At 65.0% G+C, this 17450-nt stretch carries 17 protein-coding genes, 1 pseudogene and 1 riboswitch; of the genes and pseudogenes, 3 read left to right on the top strand and 15 right to left on the bottom strand.

Going from position 1 to position 17450, the window contains the following annotated elements; translation table 11 throughout:
- On the bottom strand, window positions 1–294 hold a 294-nt coding region (locus HGB10_10445; protein ID NTU72218.1), incomplete at its 3' end, for an aldehyde dehydrogenase family protein.
- A 293-nt stretch (window positions 295–587) separates the two neighbouring features.
- Between HGB10_10445 and HGB10_10440 the strand changes: the two are divergent.
- Window positions 588–704, top strand: a pseudogene (locus HGB10_10440) (acetyl-CoA carboxylase, biotin carboxyl carrier protein).
- 207 nt (window positions 705–911) lie between these two features.
- Here the strand turns inward: HGB10_10440 and HGB10_10435 are convergent.
- Window positions 912–1307: a hypothetical protein gene (locus HGB10_10435; protein NTU72217.1), complete on the bottom strand. Its 396-nt coding sequence runs from the start codon at window positions 1305–1307 to the stop codon at window positions 912–914.
- A 42-nt stretch (window positions 1308–1349) separates the two neighbouring features.
- Here HGB10_10435 and HGB10_10430 point away from each other — a divergent pair, with 42 nt between their 5' ends.
- Both HGB10_10430 and HGB10_10425 read left to right on the top strand, forming a co-directional pair.
- Entirely contained in the window at window positions 1350–2321 is a 972-nt protein-coding gene (locus HGB10_10430) for a cysteine synthase family protein (GenBank protein ID NTU72216.1), read from the top strand.
- 32 nt (window positions 2322–2353) lie between these two features.
- Window positions 2354–2869, top strand: a complete 516-nt coding sequence (locus HGB10_10425) for a carbonic anhydrase (GenBank protein NTU72215.1) — start codon at window positions 2354–2356, stop codon at window positions 2867–2869.
- A gap of 41 nt (window positions 2870–2910) precedes the next feature.
- On the opposite strand, the gene HGB10_10420 is transcribed toward HGB10_10425, so the two are convergent.
- From HGB10_10420 to HGB10_10360, 13 genes are all read right to left on the bottom strand, one after another.
- A complete protein-coding gene (locus HGB10_10420) occupies window positions 2911–3735 on the bottom strand; it encodes a hypothetical protein (GenBank protein ID NTU72214.1) in 825 nt (274 codons plus the stop codon).
- Window positions 3732–5174, bottom strand: coding sequence for a hypothetical protein (locus HGB10_10415; GenBank protein NTU72213.1), 1443 nt, complete (start codon window positions 5172–5174; stop codon window positions 3732–3734). Before HGB10_10415 ends, HGB10_10420 begins: the two co-directional genes overlap by 4 nt.
- Window positions 5175–5303: 129 nt before the next feature.
- The gene (locus HGB10_10410; protein NTU72212.1) at window positions 5304–6590 is read right to left on the bottom strand and encodes a cytochrome c3 family protein; all 1287 of its coding nucleotides are present in this window, start codon (window positions 6588–6590) and stop codon (window positions 5304–5306) included.
- Between the two features lie 3 nt (window positions 6591–6593).
- The gene (locus HGB10_10405) at window positions 6594–7568 is read right to left on the bottom strand and encodes a hypothetical protein (protein ID NTU72211.1); all 975 of its coding nucleotides are present in this window, start codon (window positions 7566–7568) and stop codon (window positions 6594–6596) included.
- 13 nt (window positions 7569–7581) lie between these two features.
- Window positions 7582–10590 (bottom strand): molybdopterin-dependent oxidoreductase, encoded by a 3009-nt coding sequence (locus HGB10_10400; GenBank protein NTU72210.1) that lies wholly within the window; start codon window positions 10588–10590, stop codon window positions 7582–7584.
- A 48-nt stretch (window positions 10591–10638) separates the two neighbouring features.
- On the bottom strand, window positions 10639–11295 hold the full coding sequence (locus HGB10_10395; protein NTU72209.1) for a twin-arginine translocation signal domain-containing protein: 657 nt from the start codon (window positions 11293–11295) through the stop codon (window positions 10639–10641).
- A 266-nt stretch (window positions 11296–11561) separates the two neighbouring features.
- Window positions 11562–11657: riboswitch (molybdenum cofactor riboswitch) on the bottom strand.
- A 118-nt stretch (window positions 11658–11775) separates the two neighbouring features.
- Window positions 11776–13446 carry a 6-bladed beta-propeller gene (locus HGB10_10390; GenBank protein NTU72208.1) on the bottom strand — a complete coding sequence of 557 codons (1671 nt, stop codon included), beginning with the start codon at window positions 13444–13446 and terminating at the stop codon, window positions 11776–11778.
- Window positions 13436–14437, bottom strand: coding sequence for a tetratricopeptide repeat protein (locus HGB10_10385; protein NTU72207.1), 1002 nt, complete (start codon window positions 14435–14437; stop codon window positions 13436–13438). The genes HGB10_10390 and HGB10_10385 overlap by 11 nt, the downstream gene beginning before the upstream one ends.
- A 138-nt stretch (window positions 14438–14575) precedes the next feature.
- The gene (locus tag HGB10_10380; GenBank protein ID NTU72206.1) at window positions 14576–15733 is read right to left on the bottom strand and encodes an aminotransferase class V-fold PLP-dependent enzyme; all 1158 of its coding nucleotides are present in this window, start codon (window positions 15731–15733) and stop codon (window positions 14576–14578) included.
- Window positions 15734–15737: 4 nt separating this feature from the next.
- Window positions 15738–16208: a MogA/MoaB family molybdenum cofactor biosynthesis protein gene (locus tag HGB10_10375; protein NTU72205.1), complete on the bottom strand. Its 471-nt coding sequence runs from the start codon at window positions 16206–16208 to the stop codon at window positions 15738–15740.
- Entirely contained in the window at window positions 16205–16765 is a 561-nt protein-coding gene (locus tag HGB10_10370; protein NTU72204.1) for an MOSC domain-containing protein, read from the bottom strand. The genes HGB10_10375 and HGB10_10370 overlap by 4 nt, the downstream gene beginning before the upstream one ends.
- On the bottom strand, window positions 16762–17256 hold the full coding sequence (moaC, locus tag HGB10_10365) for a cyclic pyranopterin monophosphate synthase MoaC (protein NTU72203.1): 495 nt from the start codon (window positions 17254–17256) through the stop codon (window positions 16762–16764). Before moaC ends, HGB10_10370 begins: the two co-directional genes overlap by 4 nt.
- A 1-nt stretch (window position 17257) precedes the next feature.
- Window positions 17258–17450 (bottom strand): GTP 3',8-cyclase MoaA (locus tag HGB10_10360; GenBank protein NTU72202.1); only part of this gene is annotated, 193 nt, incomplete at its 5' end.

Genomic DNA, 17450 nt, shown 5'->3' with positions numbered 1-17450 from the left:
CCGGAAGCTGAACAGGACCTGGGTCCGCCGGGTGATCGAGGTGGTCCCCCACTCGGCGAACGCCGCCTTCGCGGCAGCGACCGCCTCGTCCATGATCCGGATCGAGGCGAAGTCGACCGTGCCGCTCACCTGGCCGGTGGCCGGATCGTAGATGTCGCCGCTGCGCACCGGATCGATGAGGTCGACCGCCTTGTCGCGCAGGGCGGTCAGCGCCGCGCCGACCTTGTCGGTGGGGACCTCGGACTCGGTGGGCACATACGGTGCGCCGTTGATCCAGTGGGTGACGTGCTTCATGGGTGCCTCTCGGTTGCTGGTCGGTGCATCAGGGTCGGTACGGGCAGGACGGTGCCGGGTCGGTTCCCAGTGTCGGTCATGAGTCGAACCCGAGTCCCATCCGGTCGAGGGTGCGCAGCCACAGGTTGCCCCGGCCACCGGAGTTGTCGGCCCGGTCCAGCGACCATCGGGTCAGCCCGACTGCGGGGCTGCGCAACGGCTCGGGCGGGAACCGCTTCGGCTCCCGGGTCACGACCGCGAGCCGCGCGAACCCCGCCGACGTGGCGTGCCTCGCCGCTTCGGCATTCGCGCAGGCTCCCGCGCAGGCTCCCGCGCCGGCAGCCGCGCCGGGCACACCCGCACCCGGCGCCTACCCGCCAGGCGTTCCGGTGCCCGGTGCGGCTTCCGCACCCCCGGCCGGAGGCTATCCGGCAGGCGTACCCGCTCCCGGGGGTGCGGGCGCCATGGGCGCGCCGGCGCCAGCGCAGTCGGGTGCAGCCGAGGTCGGCGCCGCGGTCGCAGGGGTGGCCGGCGGGCTGCTGGCGGCGTTCGGGAAGAGCGCGCTGCGGTCGATGGGCACGCAGGTGGGCCGCAGCGTCAGCCGCGGGTTGCTCGGCGGGTTGAAGCGCTAGGCTCGGCTAACGCTCGCTGCGATACCACGGCGGCCAGTGATCGGCGCCGGGGCCGAAGCGCAGGTAGCCGATCGATCCGACCACGGGAAACAGCAGCAGTACGACCAGCCACATGACCCGCGACGCGAACGACGCGCTGTCTTGGTGCGCGATGACGTCCCAGATCGCGTAGAACTGGGCATACGCGATGGCGAGCACGCCCGCTAGCGCGACGAGCTTCATCGGTTGCCGTCCCCTCTCGTACTCATCAGCAGCCCGATCCAGCTTCTGTTCGATCCGCACATGGTCAGCCTGCATGCCTTCGATTTCATGTTCGGCCTTCGTATTGGTGTCGAAGCCAGCACTCGCCCGCTCCATGGTGCGGCTGCGCGGCGGTCGCTGCAAGGGGCACTGCGCACTCACCTGCGCTAGACTTCTCATCACACCTGCGACCGGGAGTCACCGATGGGCACGCCAGACAATCATCTCGGCACCGATTCGCGCCTCAAGCGCTATGAGTCGCTCGTGGACATGATCGGCGACGCCGACAACCCCACTCCCATCGTCGCGCTGCAGCACCTCGCCCCCGCCGGCGTGGATCTCTTCGTGAAGCTTGAGTGGGTCAACCCGTTTGGCTCGATCAAGGACCGGGCCGCGAAGCGGATGCTCGCCGGCCTTGCCGAGCGCGGTGAGCTTGAAGGCCGCACCGTACTCGAACCGACCAGCGGCAATACCGGCATCGCGCTTGCGGCGCTCTGCGCACTCGAGGGCCGCCCTATGCGTGCGATCGTGCCCGCATCGATGCCCGCCGAGAAGTCGGTGCTGCTGCGCGCGTTCGGCGCTGAGGTCGTGCGCACTCCCGCGGTCGGGGCGGCGGACCGCCACCCGATGGACGTCGCCATGGACATGGCCGAGCAGACGCTCGCTGCAAGCGATGACTTCGTGATGCCCAACCAGTACGACAACCCCGATAACGCACGCGCGCACTACGAGACGACCGGTCCCGAGATCTGGGCGCAGACCGGGGGGCGCGTCCGCTACTTCTTCGCAGGTCTGGGAACCGGCGGCACGATCAGCGGGGCCGGACGCTACCTCAAGGAGCGCGACCCTTCCATCAAGGTAATTGCGATCGAGCCCGTCGCGGGCCACCGTATCAGCGGCCTGAAGAACATGACCGAAACCGCCGAGCCGGCCATCCTCGACCGCGACGTCATCGACGAGATCGTCTACGTCGACGACGGCGACACCCTGGCGACCTGCCGAGCAATGCACCGCACGGAGGCGCTGCTCGTCGGTTCAACCGGCGCGGCGTGCCTTGCTGGAGCCCTGCGCTGGCTTCGCGAGAATGGCTCTTCCGGAGTGGCCGTGGCAGTCGCTCCCGATACCAGCCAGAAGGCCCCCAGCTACCTTGAGCAGATGCTCGCAGAAGAGGAGTGAGTGTGAGTTACACCCCTGAGATCGCACTCAACATGCTGCGCGAAGGAAACGAGCGCTTCGCCGAGGGTCGGCAGAAGCCGCACTTCACACCAGCCGAGCGTCATGCGTTCGTCGAGGGCCAGCGCCCGTGGGCGGTCGTCGTGGGCTGCTCGGACTCGAGGGTGCCTGTAGAGGCGCTTTTCGATGTGGGCCCGGGCGAGCTGTTCGTCGTGCGCACGGCCGGACACGTCATCTCCGCAGCCGGCTACGCGAGCGTGCGCTATGCCGTCGAGGAACTCGAGGCACATCTCGTGGTGGTTCTCGGTCATGAGGACTGCGGAGCGGTCGCGGCGGCTCGCAGCGGCAGTGCCCCCGCCTACCTCGCGCCGGTCACGGACCACATCCACGTTGAAGCCGATACGCTCGCAGGCGCTGTCGACGAGCACGTCGTCGAGTCGGTCGCCGAGATGCGTGAGTGGTTCGACGCTGCCGGCTTCCCGGCCGAGAGCCCGGTCGTGATCGGCGCCGCATATCAGCTCGCGAGCGGCGAGGTGCACTGGCTCGACTGACCAGCCGTGGCCGGTCGGCCGTGGCGGCAGCCGGGCCGACCCTACGGCAGCTGCTTCAGCACAGCCTCGAGCGTCGAACGCAGGGCCTTCGGATCGCCCGACTTCACGTCCGCCTGGATCGCGACGAGTACCTCACCGCTTGCGAACCCTATCGCGGCCGAGGAGTCACCATCCGTGCCGAAATAGACGTTACGGTTGTTTCCGCGGAACGTATCGGCGTTCTTCGGGAAGTAGCGCTTCACCTTCAGCCCCAGCCACTTCTTGGCCTCAGCTGAGGAGCGATACTGCTCCACGTAGACCGAGAGTGACTTCGCCTCGGTGCCGCCCGTCGGCTTGTAGTAGCGCGTGGCCGAGAAGGCGTCGACCAGTGCGGGCTGAGCGGTGAAGCCGGTGAGCGTGTCAGGCATCCACTTGCGTAGCGCGGAAGGGGTGTCTGTGGGTGTCTTGGAGGGCGTGGTCGTCCCGGGCTTGGGCGCGGGCGAGTTGTCGGGCTTGGGCTTCTTGCCAGCCTTGATGGCGTCGGACTGTGACGTAGCCTGGCGGTAGTCGGGCGTCAGCGCCAGCAACGCGCCGAGCTTGTCGCCCGCCAGCTGGTAGTCTCCAGCAATCAGCGCCGCCTGTGCCTCGGAGTAGAGTGTCTCGATCCTGGGATCGATGCCCGGCTGCACGATCGTCTGGACCCGATAGGCTCCGGCAGTGTCCACCGGCACCTTCAGCGTATGGATGTCCTCACTCAGCACGCGCCCTTGCGAGTCCACGGTGCGAGTACCGGTCTGCACTTCCACCATGCGCTGACAGGCCACGCTTCCCGCGCTTGCCGCAAGCAGGAACGCCGCAAGCAGGATCGTGATGAAGGTCCTTCTCACACTGCCTCCTCAAGTGCACGAGCCCTCGATCGGCCGAAACCAACCGAGAAGGCGAGCACAATCACCGCGAGCACCGCAAGGACGGCGGCCGCGACCCGAACAGGATCCACCAGGGCCTCGACCACGAGCCGAGAGTACTCCGTCCCGTACGTCTGCTGAACATCAGCCGGAATCCAGGTGTTCCAGGTATGAAGCGTAGTGCCGCGAAGCGGAACTGACGCAATCACACACGTCACCGAGGCCACCGCCGAGGGTCCCCACGAGGAGACCCGATCGTTGCTTCGTGCCGACAGTACCGCTGCAAGCGACGCGCCAGCGGCCGCAAGCGTGAGCCAACCCGTAGCCGATTCGAAACCAACCATCGTCCAGGCGACCCGGAACGGCTCGCCGGTGCCGCCTTCCGACAGTGCATCGAGCGCCGGCGTGAAGAGCGACACGACTCCGGTGATCATCGACGCACCGGCAAAGGCTAGTGCGATAGCATGCCGCCCCCCGACACTTCGCTCGGCCGACTCAGCGTCCACGGGCGTCATCGCAATCACCACCAGACCCACTGTCAGCGCCATGGCGCCGCTGGCAGCGCCCGCCCACGCGACGGGACTCGGTCCGTACTCGAACGTCAGCTGCTCCACAGCCGCTAACGACATGACCAGAAGGGGCACGCTCATGAGTGTCGCGCTCGCCCTCAGTGTGTCGGTTCCGCGCTCCAGCGTAGTCCACCCAAACGTGAACAGTGCGAGCGCAGCCCCGAGGTAGATGCAGGGCATCAAGACGCCCTGCGTAAGCTCGACCACACCTGGAAGCTGGGGCAGTGCGAAGATCACGCCCGGCACCGAAGCGCCCGCCAGTGCAACGAGTGCCGTCGTGCGCAGAGGCAGCCGTGAACCGATGGCCGATACAACGAGCGCCCCGGCGACGAAGACCGCACCAGCGAGGACAAGCATCGCGTCACGCATGGGGAACTTGGCAATCAGCGCGAACGAACTCGGATACTCCCAGCTCGCGAGCAGCCCTGCGGCCCCGGCAAGTGCAGCGATGACTCCTGCGAGCGGTGCAGGACCACGCCGCCCCCGAGCGAGCCCCCAGGATGCCAACACGAGCAGTGCGCCCCAAGTCGTCGTCATCAGGAAGAGTGAGTCCGCCCCGGACGGCGCATCCGAACTGCGCTGAAGCGCCGCGAGCAACGGCGCACACCACAACATCGCGGCACCGCCAACAGCCGTCCACACGACGTCCTCGCGCTGCCTTTGCCAAAGCTCACGCGGCGCGACAGGACGCTCGAAGATGAGACCGAGAAGAAGCGCCACGGCACACGACAGCCCGATCAGTACGCGATCGGGAACAGCATCCGCCGCCGCAGTGGCGATCACGAAGACACCCGTTGCGCCGATCGCGGATGCGAGCGCCGGAACCATGAGCCTGGTGAGACGACCGGTCACGAGACCTCTCTCAATCAGCGTGCTGACCAGCGGCGCGGTACCCAAACGGCCCTACCGATGGGAAGGGCCGAGGATTCCTCCCCGGCCCTTCCACGGTAGCAGAGGCGCCGACACGCGCGCTCGGCTCAACTACTTGTTGTGGCACCTTTCGCAGACGCCACGGTTGTCATGCCGCAGGAGTGCTGACGGAACCGGGTTGGCAGCGACGAACGTGTTCCTCGCGACACCGTCGGTATCAACAACCGACGCAGCGCCGACATTGGAGGCGAACCCGCTCATGCTGGCAGCCGTACCGTGTGCACGATGGCACGTGAGGCACTCAATCCAGTCCGAGGACTCGTTGACCCTGTTGCCGGCACCCTGCTCATCGATCGCGTGAGCGAGCGGGAGAGTGGTGTCGGTCACGATCATCGACGCCTTGTCCGGACCGTTGTAGCTGTCCAGCTCGACGTTGATCGGGTGCTTGTGGCGAAGCGTCAGGCCACCGCCGTCACCGGCGTTGTAGGTCGTCGCCAGACTGGAGTACGTCGTCTCGACGCCATTGACCGTCTTGGTGTAGTCGACCAGCGGACCGAGGTAGGTGCTATGGCAGCCAGCACACCAGCCGCTCATGCCCTTGTCGGCGTTGACGCCGGTGGCACCGTTGGCCAGCGTGGCCGTGGTCATGTTGTAGCCCTTGGCGTAACGAGCCGTCGTGTAGTCCGGCTTGTAGTTGGGATACGCCTGGTGGAGGCGGAATCCGTTGACCGGCCAGCCAGTCTCAACCGAGGAGACGTAGCCGTCGGGGTCGGGATCAGCGCCGCCGCCGGAGTACTGACCGACTGCGTTGCCGTTGACGACGGTCTTCAGGATGCGGTAGTTCGGCGAACCGTGCGGATCGTGACAGCTCGTGCAATCCATCTTGATGGCGTTGCCCGTGCCGTTCATGAACGCATCGGGGCCCTGGCCGCGAGTTGCGACGCCGCCCGTGAAGTTCGCACCGTCACCCCAGTAGCCACCGCCGTAGGCGCCCCAGCTCGAACCCTTGTACATGTGGGTGGAGGTGGTGGCCGTCTGGTCGAGCGACTCGAAACCGCCGCCGTTGAGGATCGCGTCGGTGGTGCCGTAGAGGGTGCCTTCGTAGATACCGGTCTGAACGTTGGTATCTGCGCCCTGGCTGGTGGCGTCGTGACATGCGTAGCAGAACTGCCAGACCTCCGTGGCGGAGGACACGAGCAGTGCTGAGTGCTGCGAATTGTCAGTTGCCGTCCAGGTGATAGAACTGACCGAGGTGTGAGCGCGGTGACAACCGGCACACGAGTCGGTATCCGTCACGTAGTTGCCGTGGATCGCGAAGTTCGCCGAGGCGACCGCCGGAACCATGAGCATCACAGCGGCGGCGAGGACGAGTACGAGTACGAGCTTCTTGTTGGTCATGTCCTACACCTCCTCCATGATCGCGACGTCTTCTTCGGCTGCAACAGCCGCCTTGCGCTTCGAAAGGGCGGCAAGCCCTCCGAGAACCAGCGTCGGAACCAGCATGCGTCCGCTTGAGAGCAGTGAGCTCGTCATCGGAGCGATGTGATCCTCGATGAACGGATCGGCCTTCGGCGGAACGAGCCTGAACTTCTTGCTCGACCAGTAGATCGAGCCACCGCCATACCAGTTGGTCTCGCCATTAGCGAATACGTACCCATTCAGCGGGTCATTGAGATACGCAAGGATGTTGGCCTTGGAATCCCACTTCATCGCCTTGGCAGGGCACGAAGACACGCATGCCGGCTCGTGAGCCATCTCCGGAACCGTGGCGTTGGGGAGCGTGCCACCGCTGGGGAGCGGCAGATCGCTCGTGAACACCTGGTTGGGATACGTGCCACTGGTAGCGCGAGCACGCGTCGGCAGACCAGCGCCAAGCGGTACAGCGTTGGGGCCGGTGTCCGCACCAGCACGACCGGTGCACAGGGTGCACTTGTTCATCTTGGTCAGACCTGCGTACGGGCCGCTCTCGAAGGCAACCCCGACCTTGGGGTAGCCGCCGCGCTGGCAACCGTACTCACAGGGCTTGGGACCGGTGCCGCTCTTGCAGAGGCTCGGCTGACACTTGGAGGCGTCAACGCTTACCGCTCCGGTCGCTTCCTTCCTGATAGCGCCGAACGGGCACTCAGGAGCACACGGGGGGACGTCAGTCGCCCCACCGCAGTGCCAGCAGGAGTAACGCATGAAGGGACCCATGTCGCCACGCTTGAGGCTCTTGATCGCGAGCCGCTGACGTGCACGGACGATGGAGCGCGCAGGGATGATGTCCGAGTCGATCGCAGTCGGAAGAGCGAGGTTCCACTCACGCTTGCATGCCGTGACACAGCCGTTGCAGCGCATGCACTTGTCCACATCTTGCAGAATCGCCATAACAGTCATTGTTCACACCTCCCTATATCTTCTCGATGCGACAGAGACAGGCCTTCGATTCAGGGATGACAGTGTTCGCATCACCTGCGTCGATGCAGAGATCGTTCGCGCGAGAGCCGGTTGACAGGCCCTCTTCACCCCAGTGCCACGGGATGGCAACGACGCCCTTGAGTACCTTCTGATCCGTACCGTTCGTTGAGCTCAGGCCGGTACCGACGCGGGCACGGAAGCCCGAACCGTACTTGGCCGGCTCGACGAAGTCGCCGGCGTCATTCACGACGCGAGCCGTGATGACCCTGACCATGTCGCCGTCCTTGATCCCGTTGGCCGCAGCATCTGCGGAGTTGAGCTCGATCCAAGGCTCCGGCTCGAGTTCGACGTTCCACCAGTTGTTACGGGTGATGGGGCCGCCCTGGAAGTGCTCGACGCACCGGATGGTGGTCAGCACCAGCGGGAAGTCCGCAAGCGCAGGGTCGGTGAGGGTCTTGCTGGCGACACCGTTGACGAAACCACGACCGGCGACACGCGTGTCGTCCTTGACGAGGTCCCAGTTGGCGCCCTTGGTGTTACGGCCCCACGTGGTGGTGAGGTCGGCCCGAGGCGACTCGTACGGCTCGCAGTGGGCGGCAAAGCGACCAGCAAGCGAAGCGTTGGAGGGATACACGCCTGCCGCGTAGTGCGGGCTCGTGGTGACGGCCGCAACGACGGGGCTCGGCTTGTCGGCCAAGCGGTGGATCGTGCGATACCAGCGCGAGTAGTTGAATACCGCGGTGTTGGTCGACACGAACAGCCTGGCCGCCGAGTCCGGACCCATGAACAGGTCGTTCACGTCGCCCGGAACGAGACCGGTGGACGTACCGGCGAGGCTGGCGGTTCCACCGTTGTCGGTGTTGTTGTTGTACAGCACGCGACGGTTGACGAGCCACGAGTAACCCCAGCCCGGCGACGCGAGCGTGCCGTTCGGGTCAAGGCGGTCACGGCTCTTGGCGCGGTTGGCGGTGCCCCAGTCAGCCTGGTTCCAGTGCTTGTTGGTGGCACGACCAGTTGCGTAGGCGTTGGTGTAGATCCAGATGGTGCCACCAGAAGCAGATGCGGTGCACATCTCCTGGTAGACCTTCTCGGCGATAGCCTCGGAACCGGTAACCGTAGTCGGCGTGATCGGCACGGTGATAGCCGTCGTCACGTTGGGACGGACCGGCCACAGCTCGGCGGTGTTCGATGCATCGGTGAACTCGTTGGTGCGCGGTACGAAGCCGCACGCGTACTTGTCACCATAGAGCTTGGCGTACACATCGTTGCTCGTCGCCGGCGTGCCGGACGAGAAGCCGTTCATGTTGTACGTGCTCCACACGGCAGCGATGTGGTCGAACGCGGCGGCGCGGCCAAGAGCGTCGGCGAACCGGAGCAAGAGCTCGTTGTCGTCCTTGCTGTTGCCTGCCGGATCAGCGGCCTTGTAGCGCCACTGAAGCGTACGACCGGAGTTGGTCGCCGAACCGGCCTTCTCAACGTGAGCGGCGGTCGGGATCAGGTACGTGACACTGCCGGCCTTACGAGGAACGTTGGCCGTCTCGGTTGAGAACATGTCGACGCAGACAAGCAGGTCGAGGTTCTCAAGACCGGTGCGGATCGCGCCCTGGTTAGGCTCGGTGACGGCCGGGTTCTGTCCCCAGGCTACAAGCGCCTTGGTGATGCCGGAACTCGGAGCCATCTTGCGGAACATGGTGATGTGGTCGTCGCCTGCACCCTTAGGCCACAGCGAGAAGGCCGCGTCCATCATGGTGCGATCGAACGACGTTGCGCCGGACGTGGCGGTGTAGTCACCGAACCACTTCGCGGTCATGTTGGCGAAGCCGCGCTGCTGAAGCGACAGAGCCGCTGCACGATACGCGTCGTCGTACGAGTCGTTCATCTGGGTCTTGTTGCCCGTACCGGAGACCGGCGTGCCCCAGAGAGCGTTCACGTACTTGCCGAACTGGTTGGCCGAGTCCGGAATCGACGTGACCTGCGTACCGGGGTTGGCCGAGTACGCCGGGATGTTGCCGTAGAGCAGACCCATGTCCGTCGAGCCCTGGACGTTATGGATGCCGCGCAGGGCGTTGATGCCGCCACCGCAACGACCCATGTTGCCCATGAGCGTCTGAATCTGGGCGAACATCTTGACGTTCTGACCGCCGACCGTGTGCTGCGTGATGCCCATTGCGTAAAGCATGGTCGTCGCGCGGTAGGTCGAGGTGCGAGGATCCGTCGAGGTGCCCGTCGAGCAGTAGCTGTTCGCGATGAATGCATCGCCAACGAACTGGATGTCAGCCTCGCTACATCCGCAGATGTCGGCGGTCACTGCCAGCGTGTAAGCGCTGACGTGGGCCTTCAGGCGGTTGTACACGGTGTCCGAGCTCTCAAGAACGGTCTGCGCCTTCAGCGGGAAGTTCGCGATCGTGGTGTGATCGGGGGCGCCGCTGGGGCTGACGATCGCGTTGGTCGAGGCGATGACCTGACCGCGCCGATAGTCGGTGCCGTCCGAGTTAACCAGGAAGCGAGCATCCGTGAAGATCGAGCTGCCGTTGGCGAGCCCGGATGCGGCCATACCCGAGACAACGGTTGCCTGCACGCTGCCCGTGGTGGCGTTTCCATCGGTGAAGAAGGTGCCGTTGTTGTTCTTGTTGAGATACGACATGAACTTGTCGTAAACGGCATTGCCCGAGCCGAGCGCCTCGATGGTCTCAATCATGTAGCGGGTGAGACCGTTGCCGAAGGCGATGTCGGTACCAGGGCGGATCCTGACGTACCTGTCACCGTTGGCCTCGTCACACTGAAGCGCGGTGCGGTTGCGCCGGGGGTCGATGACGATGAGCTTGGCCGGTTGCTTGTTGACGCGGCCGCTCGTCGTGGCATCGCCGGTCGCCGAGTAGTACTGCTTCGGGAACCGAGCCCTGTTGACGTGCGCGATACATGCCGGGTGGTTCTCAACCGGGTTGGCTCCCCAGATGACGATGTTCGTCGAGTTGGAGATGTCAGCCCAGTGGTTCGTCATGGCGCCTCGTCCGAATGCGGCGGCCAGACCGGCCACCGTGGACGAGTGTCAAATACGAGCCTGATGCTCGACGTTGCTAGTACCGAAGTTCGCGATGATCTTGCGGTACATGTAGTTCGACTCGTTGTTCATGTGCGATGAGCCGAGGAACGCAACGCCCTTGCTGTTGTAGCCGCCACCGGAGGTGAGCCCGCCACGCGCGGTGACGAGCTTGCTCGCGATGTCGTCGAGAGCCGTGTCGAGTGCGACAGCGGTCCACGTCGTCGAAGCGCCATCGCGCTTGTAGGCAACGCCACTCGTGCCCCAAACGGCGCCCGAGGAGAACGGCGTGCCTGAGACCGGGTAATTGCTGAACGCGCCGATACGGCGCGGGTTGTTGACGAGCTGGAGTGAGCCGGCGCCCTTTGCGCACAGACCACCCGAGTTCATCGGCGACTCGTAGTCACCGTAGATGTCGATGACCTTGCCGGTGTTGGCGCCCGTGAGTGCCGTGACGACGCGCTGACCACAGCTAGCCGAACAGTACGGACACGTCGTGCTTGTGACTTTGAAGTTCGTGGTGTCGTTCTCGTATGCGAACGCCTTCTCGGCGTCGTATGCGATGTCGAAACCGCAACTTGCAACTGCTCCGGCAACCGCAGCGGTCTTGAGGAAAGCGCGCCTCGTCATACCGTTGAGCGGTTGCCCGATGTCCTTAGTAGCCATACCTCCATTCCCTTCTCTCGGAGGTAATACGGATAAGCCAGAGCTCCCCCTACCTTGTTTGAGGGTCGCCTACCGCGAAGAGTCGCCTCCCTTCCCGGTGTCGGTGAGGCGATTGGGAGCGAAACAACAGAAACCGGCCCACAGCGAGGCGCGGAATGCCCTGCGTGTACCGGTCCGGTTTGAACTCATATGACGATCATCCTTACCCCGTGGAAAGACCCATACGCCCAAAGAGACCCTGACGGGAATCTTCCGGCGGCTGGCGGTCTCCTTTCCAAACGGGAGGCGTCGACGTTTCCATCGGCACCCATCGGCTCCCGACCCGTAGCGTTAATCGCGCTTTAGGAATCGAAGCTCGGAGATCGTTTTGGTGGAACTTTCAACTGCGGCTGACCACGATCTGCCGGATCGAGGTTCGATTGCAACAAATGTCACAATCTCCGCAAAGCCAGCCTATACCCGCTGGAGGGGTCTGGTCAACTAGGTATTTGTTGCGTCCATGTTTCGACGCTCGCGCATAAGGTACATCTCACGGAACTCCTCGACGTCCACCACTCGAACCTCCGCGACGAGCGCGAGCAAACGCAGGTCGCCATCTTCCGTTGCGAGAGCCTTTGCACGCCACGTCATCGAAAGCAGCACGGCTGGGCGCTCGGCGATACGGAGCTTGTCCATCAGTGCCCTGGCGTCGGACTCCGAGTGCTCCTCGAGCGTGATCAGCTCGTCGAGCTTGATTCCGTCGACGACGCGTCCCTCATACAGCACCCGGTCCTGCTCCGGTGCGATCAGGCGCAGGCGGGAGCGCTCCGAGACCGCGCGGATCTCGCCGAGGCGCTCGAGCGCATCCACGAAGTCGGGCGTCACGACGATCCGGATCTTGCGCCGCATCAGCAGCAGCAACGGTATGAGGATGAGCGGCAGACAGCAGGCGAGTGCGGCGAGCCACTGCAGCGGACCCTTCGGTGGGGCCACCGGCGGCAACTGCGCCACCGGCCAACCCCACACCTGGACCTGGCTGTTCTCCCTGTCGGTAATGTAGATGCGATTGCGCTTATCGATTGCGATGTCGTTCGGATAGTTGAACTGACCCGGCCCGAAGCCGCGCTCGCCGAAGGAGACCAGGGTCTTGCCTGACAGGTCGAACACCGTGATGTTGTGGGCGAGTGCGTCGGCCACATACAGCCGCTTCTGAGGGTCGATGGCGACGCCGCGCGGCACGCCACTCGTGTTCACAAAGCGCAGGAATGCGCCGCTTGCGTCAAATACCTGAACGCGACGATTGTCACCGTCTGAGACGAATACCTCACCGCCGGGGGCCACTGCGATGCCGTTTGGGAACAGGAAGGCGCCCGGCTCTTCAGCGGGTGTGTTGACCTGAGCGGTCTTGCCCACCGTAACCGTGCGGCTTCCATCAGATGAGAAATAGAGAAGTCGGTGCAGCTTGGTGTTGCCGACATCGGTCGCCTTGAGCGTGCCGCTCGCGTCGAACGTGATCGCCAGCGGACTCCATTCGAGCTTCTCTTTGGACGGCTTGAACTCGCGCAGATAGGTTCCGGCCAAGTCGTAGATGTAGATGGTGTCGTAGTAGCGGTCGGTCACCCACACCTCGTTGTCCTTGATCGCGAGGTGGACGGGTGCCATCAAGGTGCCCTTGGGCGTCTTGTTGAACGAGAACAGATACTTGCCCGGTGTACTGAAGACGCTGATCCTGCGATGCCCGAAGTCGACCACGTAGACCCGGTCATCGGGGCTGATGGCCACGCCAACAGGCCTGACGAGCGACTGGGCGTCCTTCGCCGAGATCGAATAGAGGTACTGCGGCGGGGCAACCATCGCGTCAGCGGCCGGCTGGAAGCCGATGTCGGGCATCTTTCGATTCATCATGAAGTAGTACGCGAGGTAGCTGAGCAGCATGAGGAGAAGCAGCAGCACCGCCAGCAGAACCCACCTACGGCGGCGCTCGCGCGATGTGAGTTGATGTGGGTCAGCCGAGCGGCTCTGCCCGACGGCCGAGCGGACCGAGTCATCCATTGTTGTCTCTGCGGGGACAGCGTCCTCGCTGAATGCCACGACGTCATCCGAAGGGGCGACGTCCCCGGGGCTCACTTCTTCGTTCACGGTTTCATCGGAGCGGATCTCATCAGGAGCCATTCTTCACTCGCTTCAGACCGGCGGTCGCATCGGAGTTGCCCGGATCGAGCGTGAGAACCTTCTCGTAGGCCTCGCTCGCAAGCGTCTTCTTCTTGAGCTTCTCATACAGTTGCGCCACGAGCAGGACCGGCTCGACCGAAGCTGGCTCAAGAGCCGCCGCGATTCTGGCCTCGGAGAGCGCAGCGCTCGCGTCGGTCGAGGCGAGGGAGTTTGCGGCCTTCAGCCTATCAGCGCCGTTGCCCAGCTTCTTGAGCTCAGCTTTGGGCTCTTCCTTGTAGGGCGCCATGGTCGTCGAGATCCTGAAGTGCTCCGCGGCCTGCGCGGTCTTGCCCTCGGAGAGCAGGAGCAGGCCGTAGTCGTAGTTGGCCTCGGGCATCTTGGGGTCGAACCGCAGCGCGTACTCGAGCATTTCCTTGTGACCCTGCACGATGCCAAGCTTCTCGTAGCACACCGCCAGAGCGTACGCGGTGTCCGACGAAGTCTGCCGGCTTCGAAGCGCGGCCTTGAGATATCCCGCGGCTCCGGAGTAGTCCTTCTGTTCCATGCGCGCTATGCCTGTGTAGTAGTACGCCACCTCGAGGGAGCTCGAGCCCGACAGAATCGGCGTCTTGCCTTCCGTCAGCTCGATGACTCGCTTGAAGTACTCCTCGCCACCCTTCCAGTCCTCCTGCTTCATCAGTTCGAAGCCGATACCGGACAGCGCGGGCACCCAGTCCTTGTTCAACTTGAGCACGGCCTTGTACTGCGCCACAGATTCCTGAGGCCGACCGGCGACGGAGTACGCCTGCGCTAACCGCATGCGCGTCTCAACGTCGTTGGGCTTCTGCTTGAGCTTCTGTTTGAGCGCCTCGATCTCGCGATTCGCCGGCGAGCTGGTGCGCATGTCTCGACCGTTGGACCAGATCGAATAGCCGAGGACACCGCCCGCGACGATAACGAGGACGGCGATGATCAGTATGGCCGCGTCGAGCGGACGTATCCGGCTCAGCAAGCTTGTCTCCCTTACTTGACAGCACCGGGGCCACTGCCGGAGGCCCTTGGTCGGTGCTCGCGTTCGCGTATCGGAATCTACGGACGGGCTGTGGACGTGTCAAATAGCACTGATGTGGCGATTGTGTGTAGTCACCACCTAGTGTGGGGTCTTCGAGCCGATCGTGATCAGCGCACCGAGCAGGTCGTCCACGTCGCTTGGCTGCAGGCCGAAGCCCACACTCATGCGTACGGCACCCGACTCGAGTGTACCGAGCGAACGGTGCGCCCACGGTGCACAGTGCAGCCCCGAACGCACAGCAACTCCATAACCTCTGTCGAGTGCGAAGGCGATCTCATCGGCGGGGACGGTCTCGTGGACCGCCGAGACCACCGGCGCACGATGCTCTCCGGAGTCCGGCCCAAGCACCCGGAAACCGGGGATCGCTCGGATGCCGTCAGCCAGTCGAGAGGTGAGCGACCGCTCGGCGAGGCGCTGCTCGTCACCGTGCTCGAGCAGCCACGACGCGGCGGCGCCGAGCCCGACGATGCCGGGGGTGTTGGGCGTGCCGGCCTCGTAGCGGTCGGGCCGGGTGCTCGGCCCTCTCGGGTGTTCGCTGTCGCCCTGGCCGCTCCCGCCGAACACGAGCTCCTCGGGCTCGCAGCCGGGCGCGAGGTAGAGCACGCCAACGCCCTGCGGGCCGAGCAACCCCTTGTGCCCGGAGCACGCCCACGCGTCGGCACCGAGTGTGGACAGGTCGACCTGCAGATGGCCGCCGGCCTGCGCTCCATCGACGAGCATGAGCGCGCCGTGCGCGTGCGCGATGTCCGCGAGATCCGCGACGGGCTGGATCGCCCCGCTCACATTGCCGGCATGCTGGCACACGACCGCACGGGTGGGAGCGGCGGCGACGAGCGACTCCACGACCTCGGGGTCGACGAACCCGGCCTCATCGGCGTCGGCGATGATCACCTCGACACCTCGGGCGGCAAGCACGTTGAGTGGGCGGGCGACTGCGTTGTGTTCGGTGGGGCACGCGACGATACGGTCGCCGGGTGACAGCAACCCGAACAGCACCAGGTTCATCGCTTGGGTGCAGCCCGGCTGGAACAGCAGGTTCTTGGCGTCCGTCACACCGAGCAACGACGCGAGTTCTCGCCGCGCGTGATGGATCGCGCGGGCTGTGCCCACCGCCATGCTGTAGGCGCCGCGCCCGGGATTACCCCCGAACTCGGTCAGGGCTTGCTCGACGGCGGCGACCACGGGTTCGGGCTTGGGCCACGAGGTGGCGGCGTGATCGAAGTAGATGGTGCGCATGAGGCTAGTGGCCCCCGCCGTGCATCATCTTCGCGGCATGCTCGAACTGATCGGCGATAAAGCCGAAGCACTCGCGGGCCGCCTTCTCTGAGCCCGGAAGGTTGACGACGAGCGTGCGACCGCGCGCTGCGGCGGTACCGCGGGAGAGCATCGCTCGGCCGGTGACCTTGAGTGACTCGGCGCGAATGTGCTCCGCGATGCCGGGGACGGGCCGATCACAGACCGCGAGCGTGGCTTCCGGCGTGACGTCGCGCGGCCCGAGGCCGGTGCCGCCACAGGTGAGGATGACGTCGGCGCCGTCGGCCATCTCGATGAGCGCCGACTCGATGCGCAACCGGTCATCGGGAACCACCTGATAGCCGGCGAGCGCCCAGCCGCGTTCCGCGATGAGCCCCGAGAGCGCTCGACCGGCGGTATCCTCGGCTTCGCCTCGGCTGTCGGAACACGTGAGGATGCCGATACGCAGCTCGCTCACGACGCGGCACCCTTCTCGAGCTTGCGGCACTCGTTGGCGGCGCGCACGGATTCGGACTCGGCGAGCGACTCCTCCGGCGAACGCGCGCACGTGCCGTCGCCGATCGAGACGATCGATATCTCGTCGCCCACCGCGATGTCACCGGGCTCGCGCACGACCGCGAACACGCCTTCGCGGGGCATCACACAGTCGCCGGCCTGGTAGTAGATCGCGCACTTGTTGTGGCACACCTTGCCGACCTGGCTGACCTCGAGAACGACGCCGTCGCCCACGTGCACGATCGAACCCACCGGCAGCGTCATCACATCGACACCCTCGGTGGTGATGTTCTCGGCGAAGTCACCCGGGCCCACGTCGAGACCCTTGGCGCGCATCTCATCTATGGACTCCTGCGCGAGGAGCGAGACCTGGCGATGCCAGTCGCCCGCGTGCGCGTCGCCGTCGAAGCCGCGATCGAGCACGAGCGTGCCGCGCTCGAAACGCTGCTTGCGCACGGTCTTCTTCTCCGAGAGATTCACGGATACCACACGTCCCGTGGCGCCGACCTGTTCGCTCATCGTCCTTGCTCCTCTCGTCGCCACGTACCTGACGCGCCGCCGTCCTTCTCCAGCAACCGCACGTCACTGATGACCATGCCGCGGTCGACCGCCTTACACATGTCGTAGATGGTGAGCGCCGCCACGGAGGCCGCGGTGAGCGCCTCCATCTCGACGCCGGTCTTGCCGTCGGTCTCGGCGGTCGCGGTGATCTCGATGCCGGGGAGCGCACCGTCGCCGGGGCCGAGCTCCACGGTCACGCGCGTGAGCGAGAGCGGGTGGCACAGCGGGATGAGATCGCTCGTGCGCTTCGCGGCCATGATGCCGGCGATGCGCGCAGCGGCGAGCACGTCACCCTTCTTGGCGGTGCCGCCGGTGATCAGCGCGAGGGTTTCGGGCTGCATCTGAACGAACGCGCCCGCGAGCGCGCGGCGGTGCGTGACGGGCTTGTCCGCCACGTCGACCATGTGCGCATTGCCCTGTGCGTCGAGATGGGTCAGTCCGTCTGCCACCCTAGCCTCCGATCTGCGACATGCGGCGGTCGGTGCCGATGCGCTCCTCGTGACTCTCGGGCTTGATTCGCAGCGCTTCTCGCACCGTCGCCCGTACGTCTTCGTCGGTACCTTCACGCAAAACGGTTCGAACGTCGAGTTCGTTGTCGCTGAACAGGCAGGGCCGCAAGCGGCCGTCCGCGGTGAGCCGCAAG

Source organism: Coriobacteriia bacterium, assembly GCA_013334745.1.
GTDB lineage: Bacteria > Actinomycetota > Coriobacteriia > Anaerosomatales > JAAXUF01 > JAAXWY01.
This window is presented reverse-complemented; position numbering and strand designations above follow the sequence as displayed.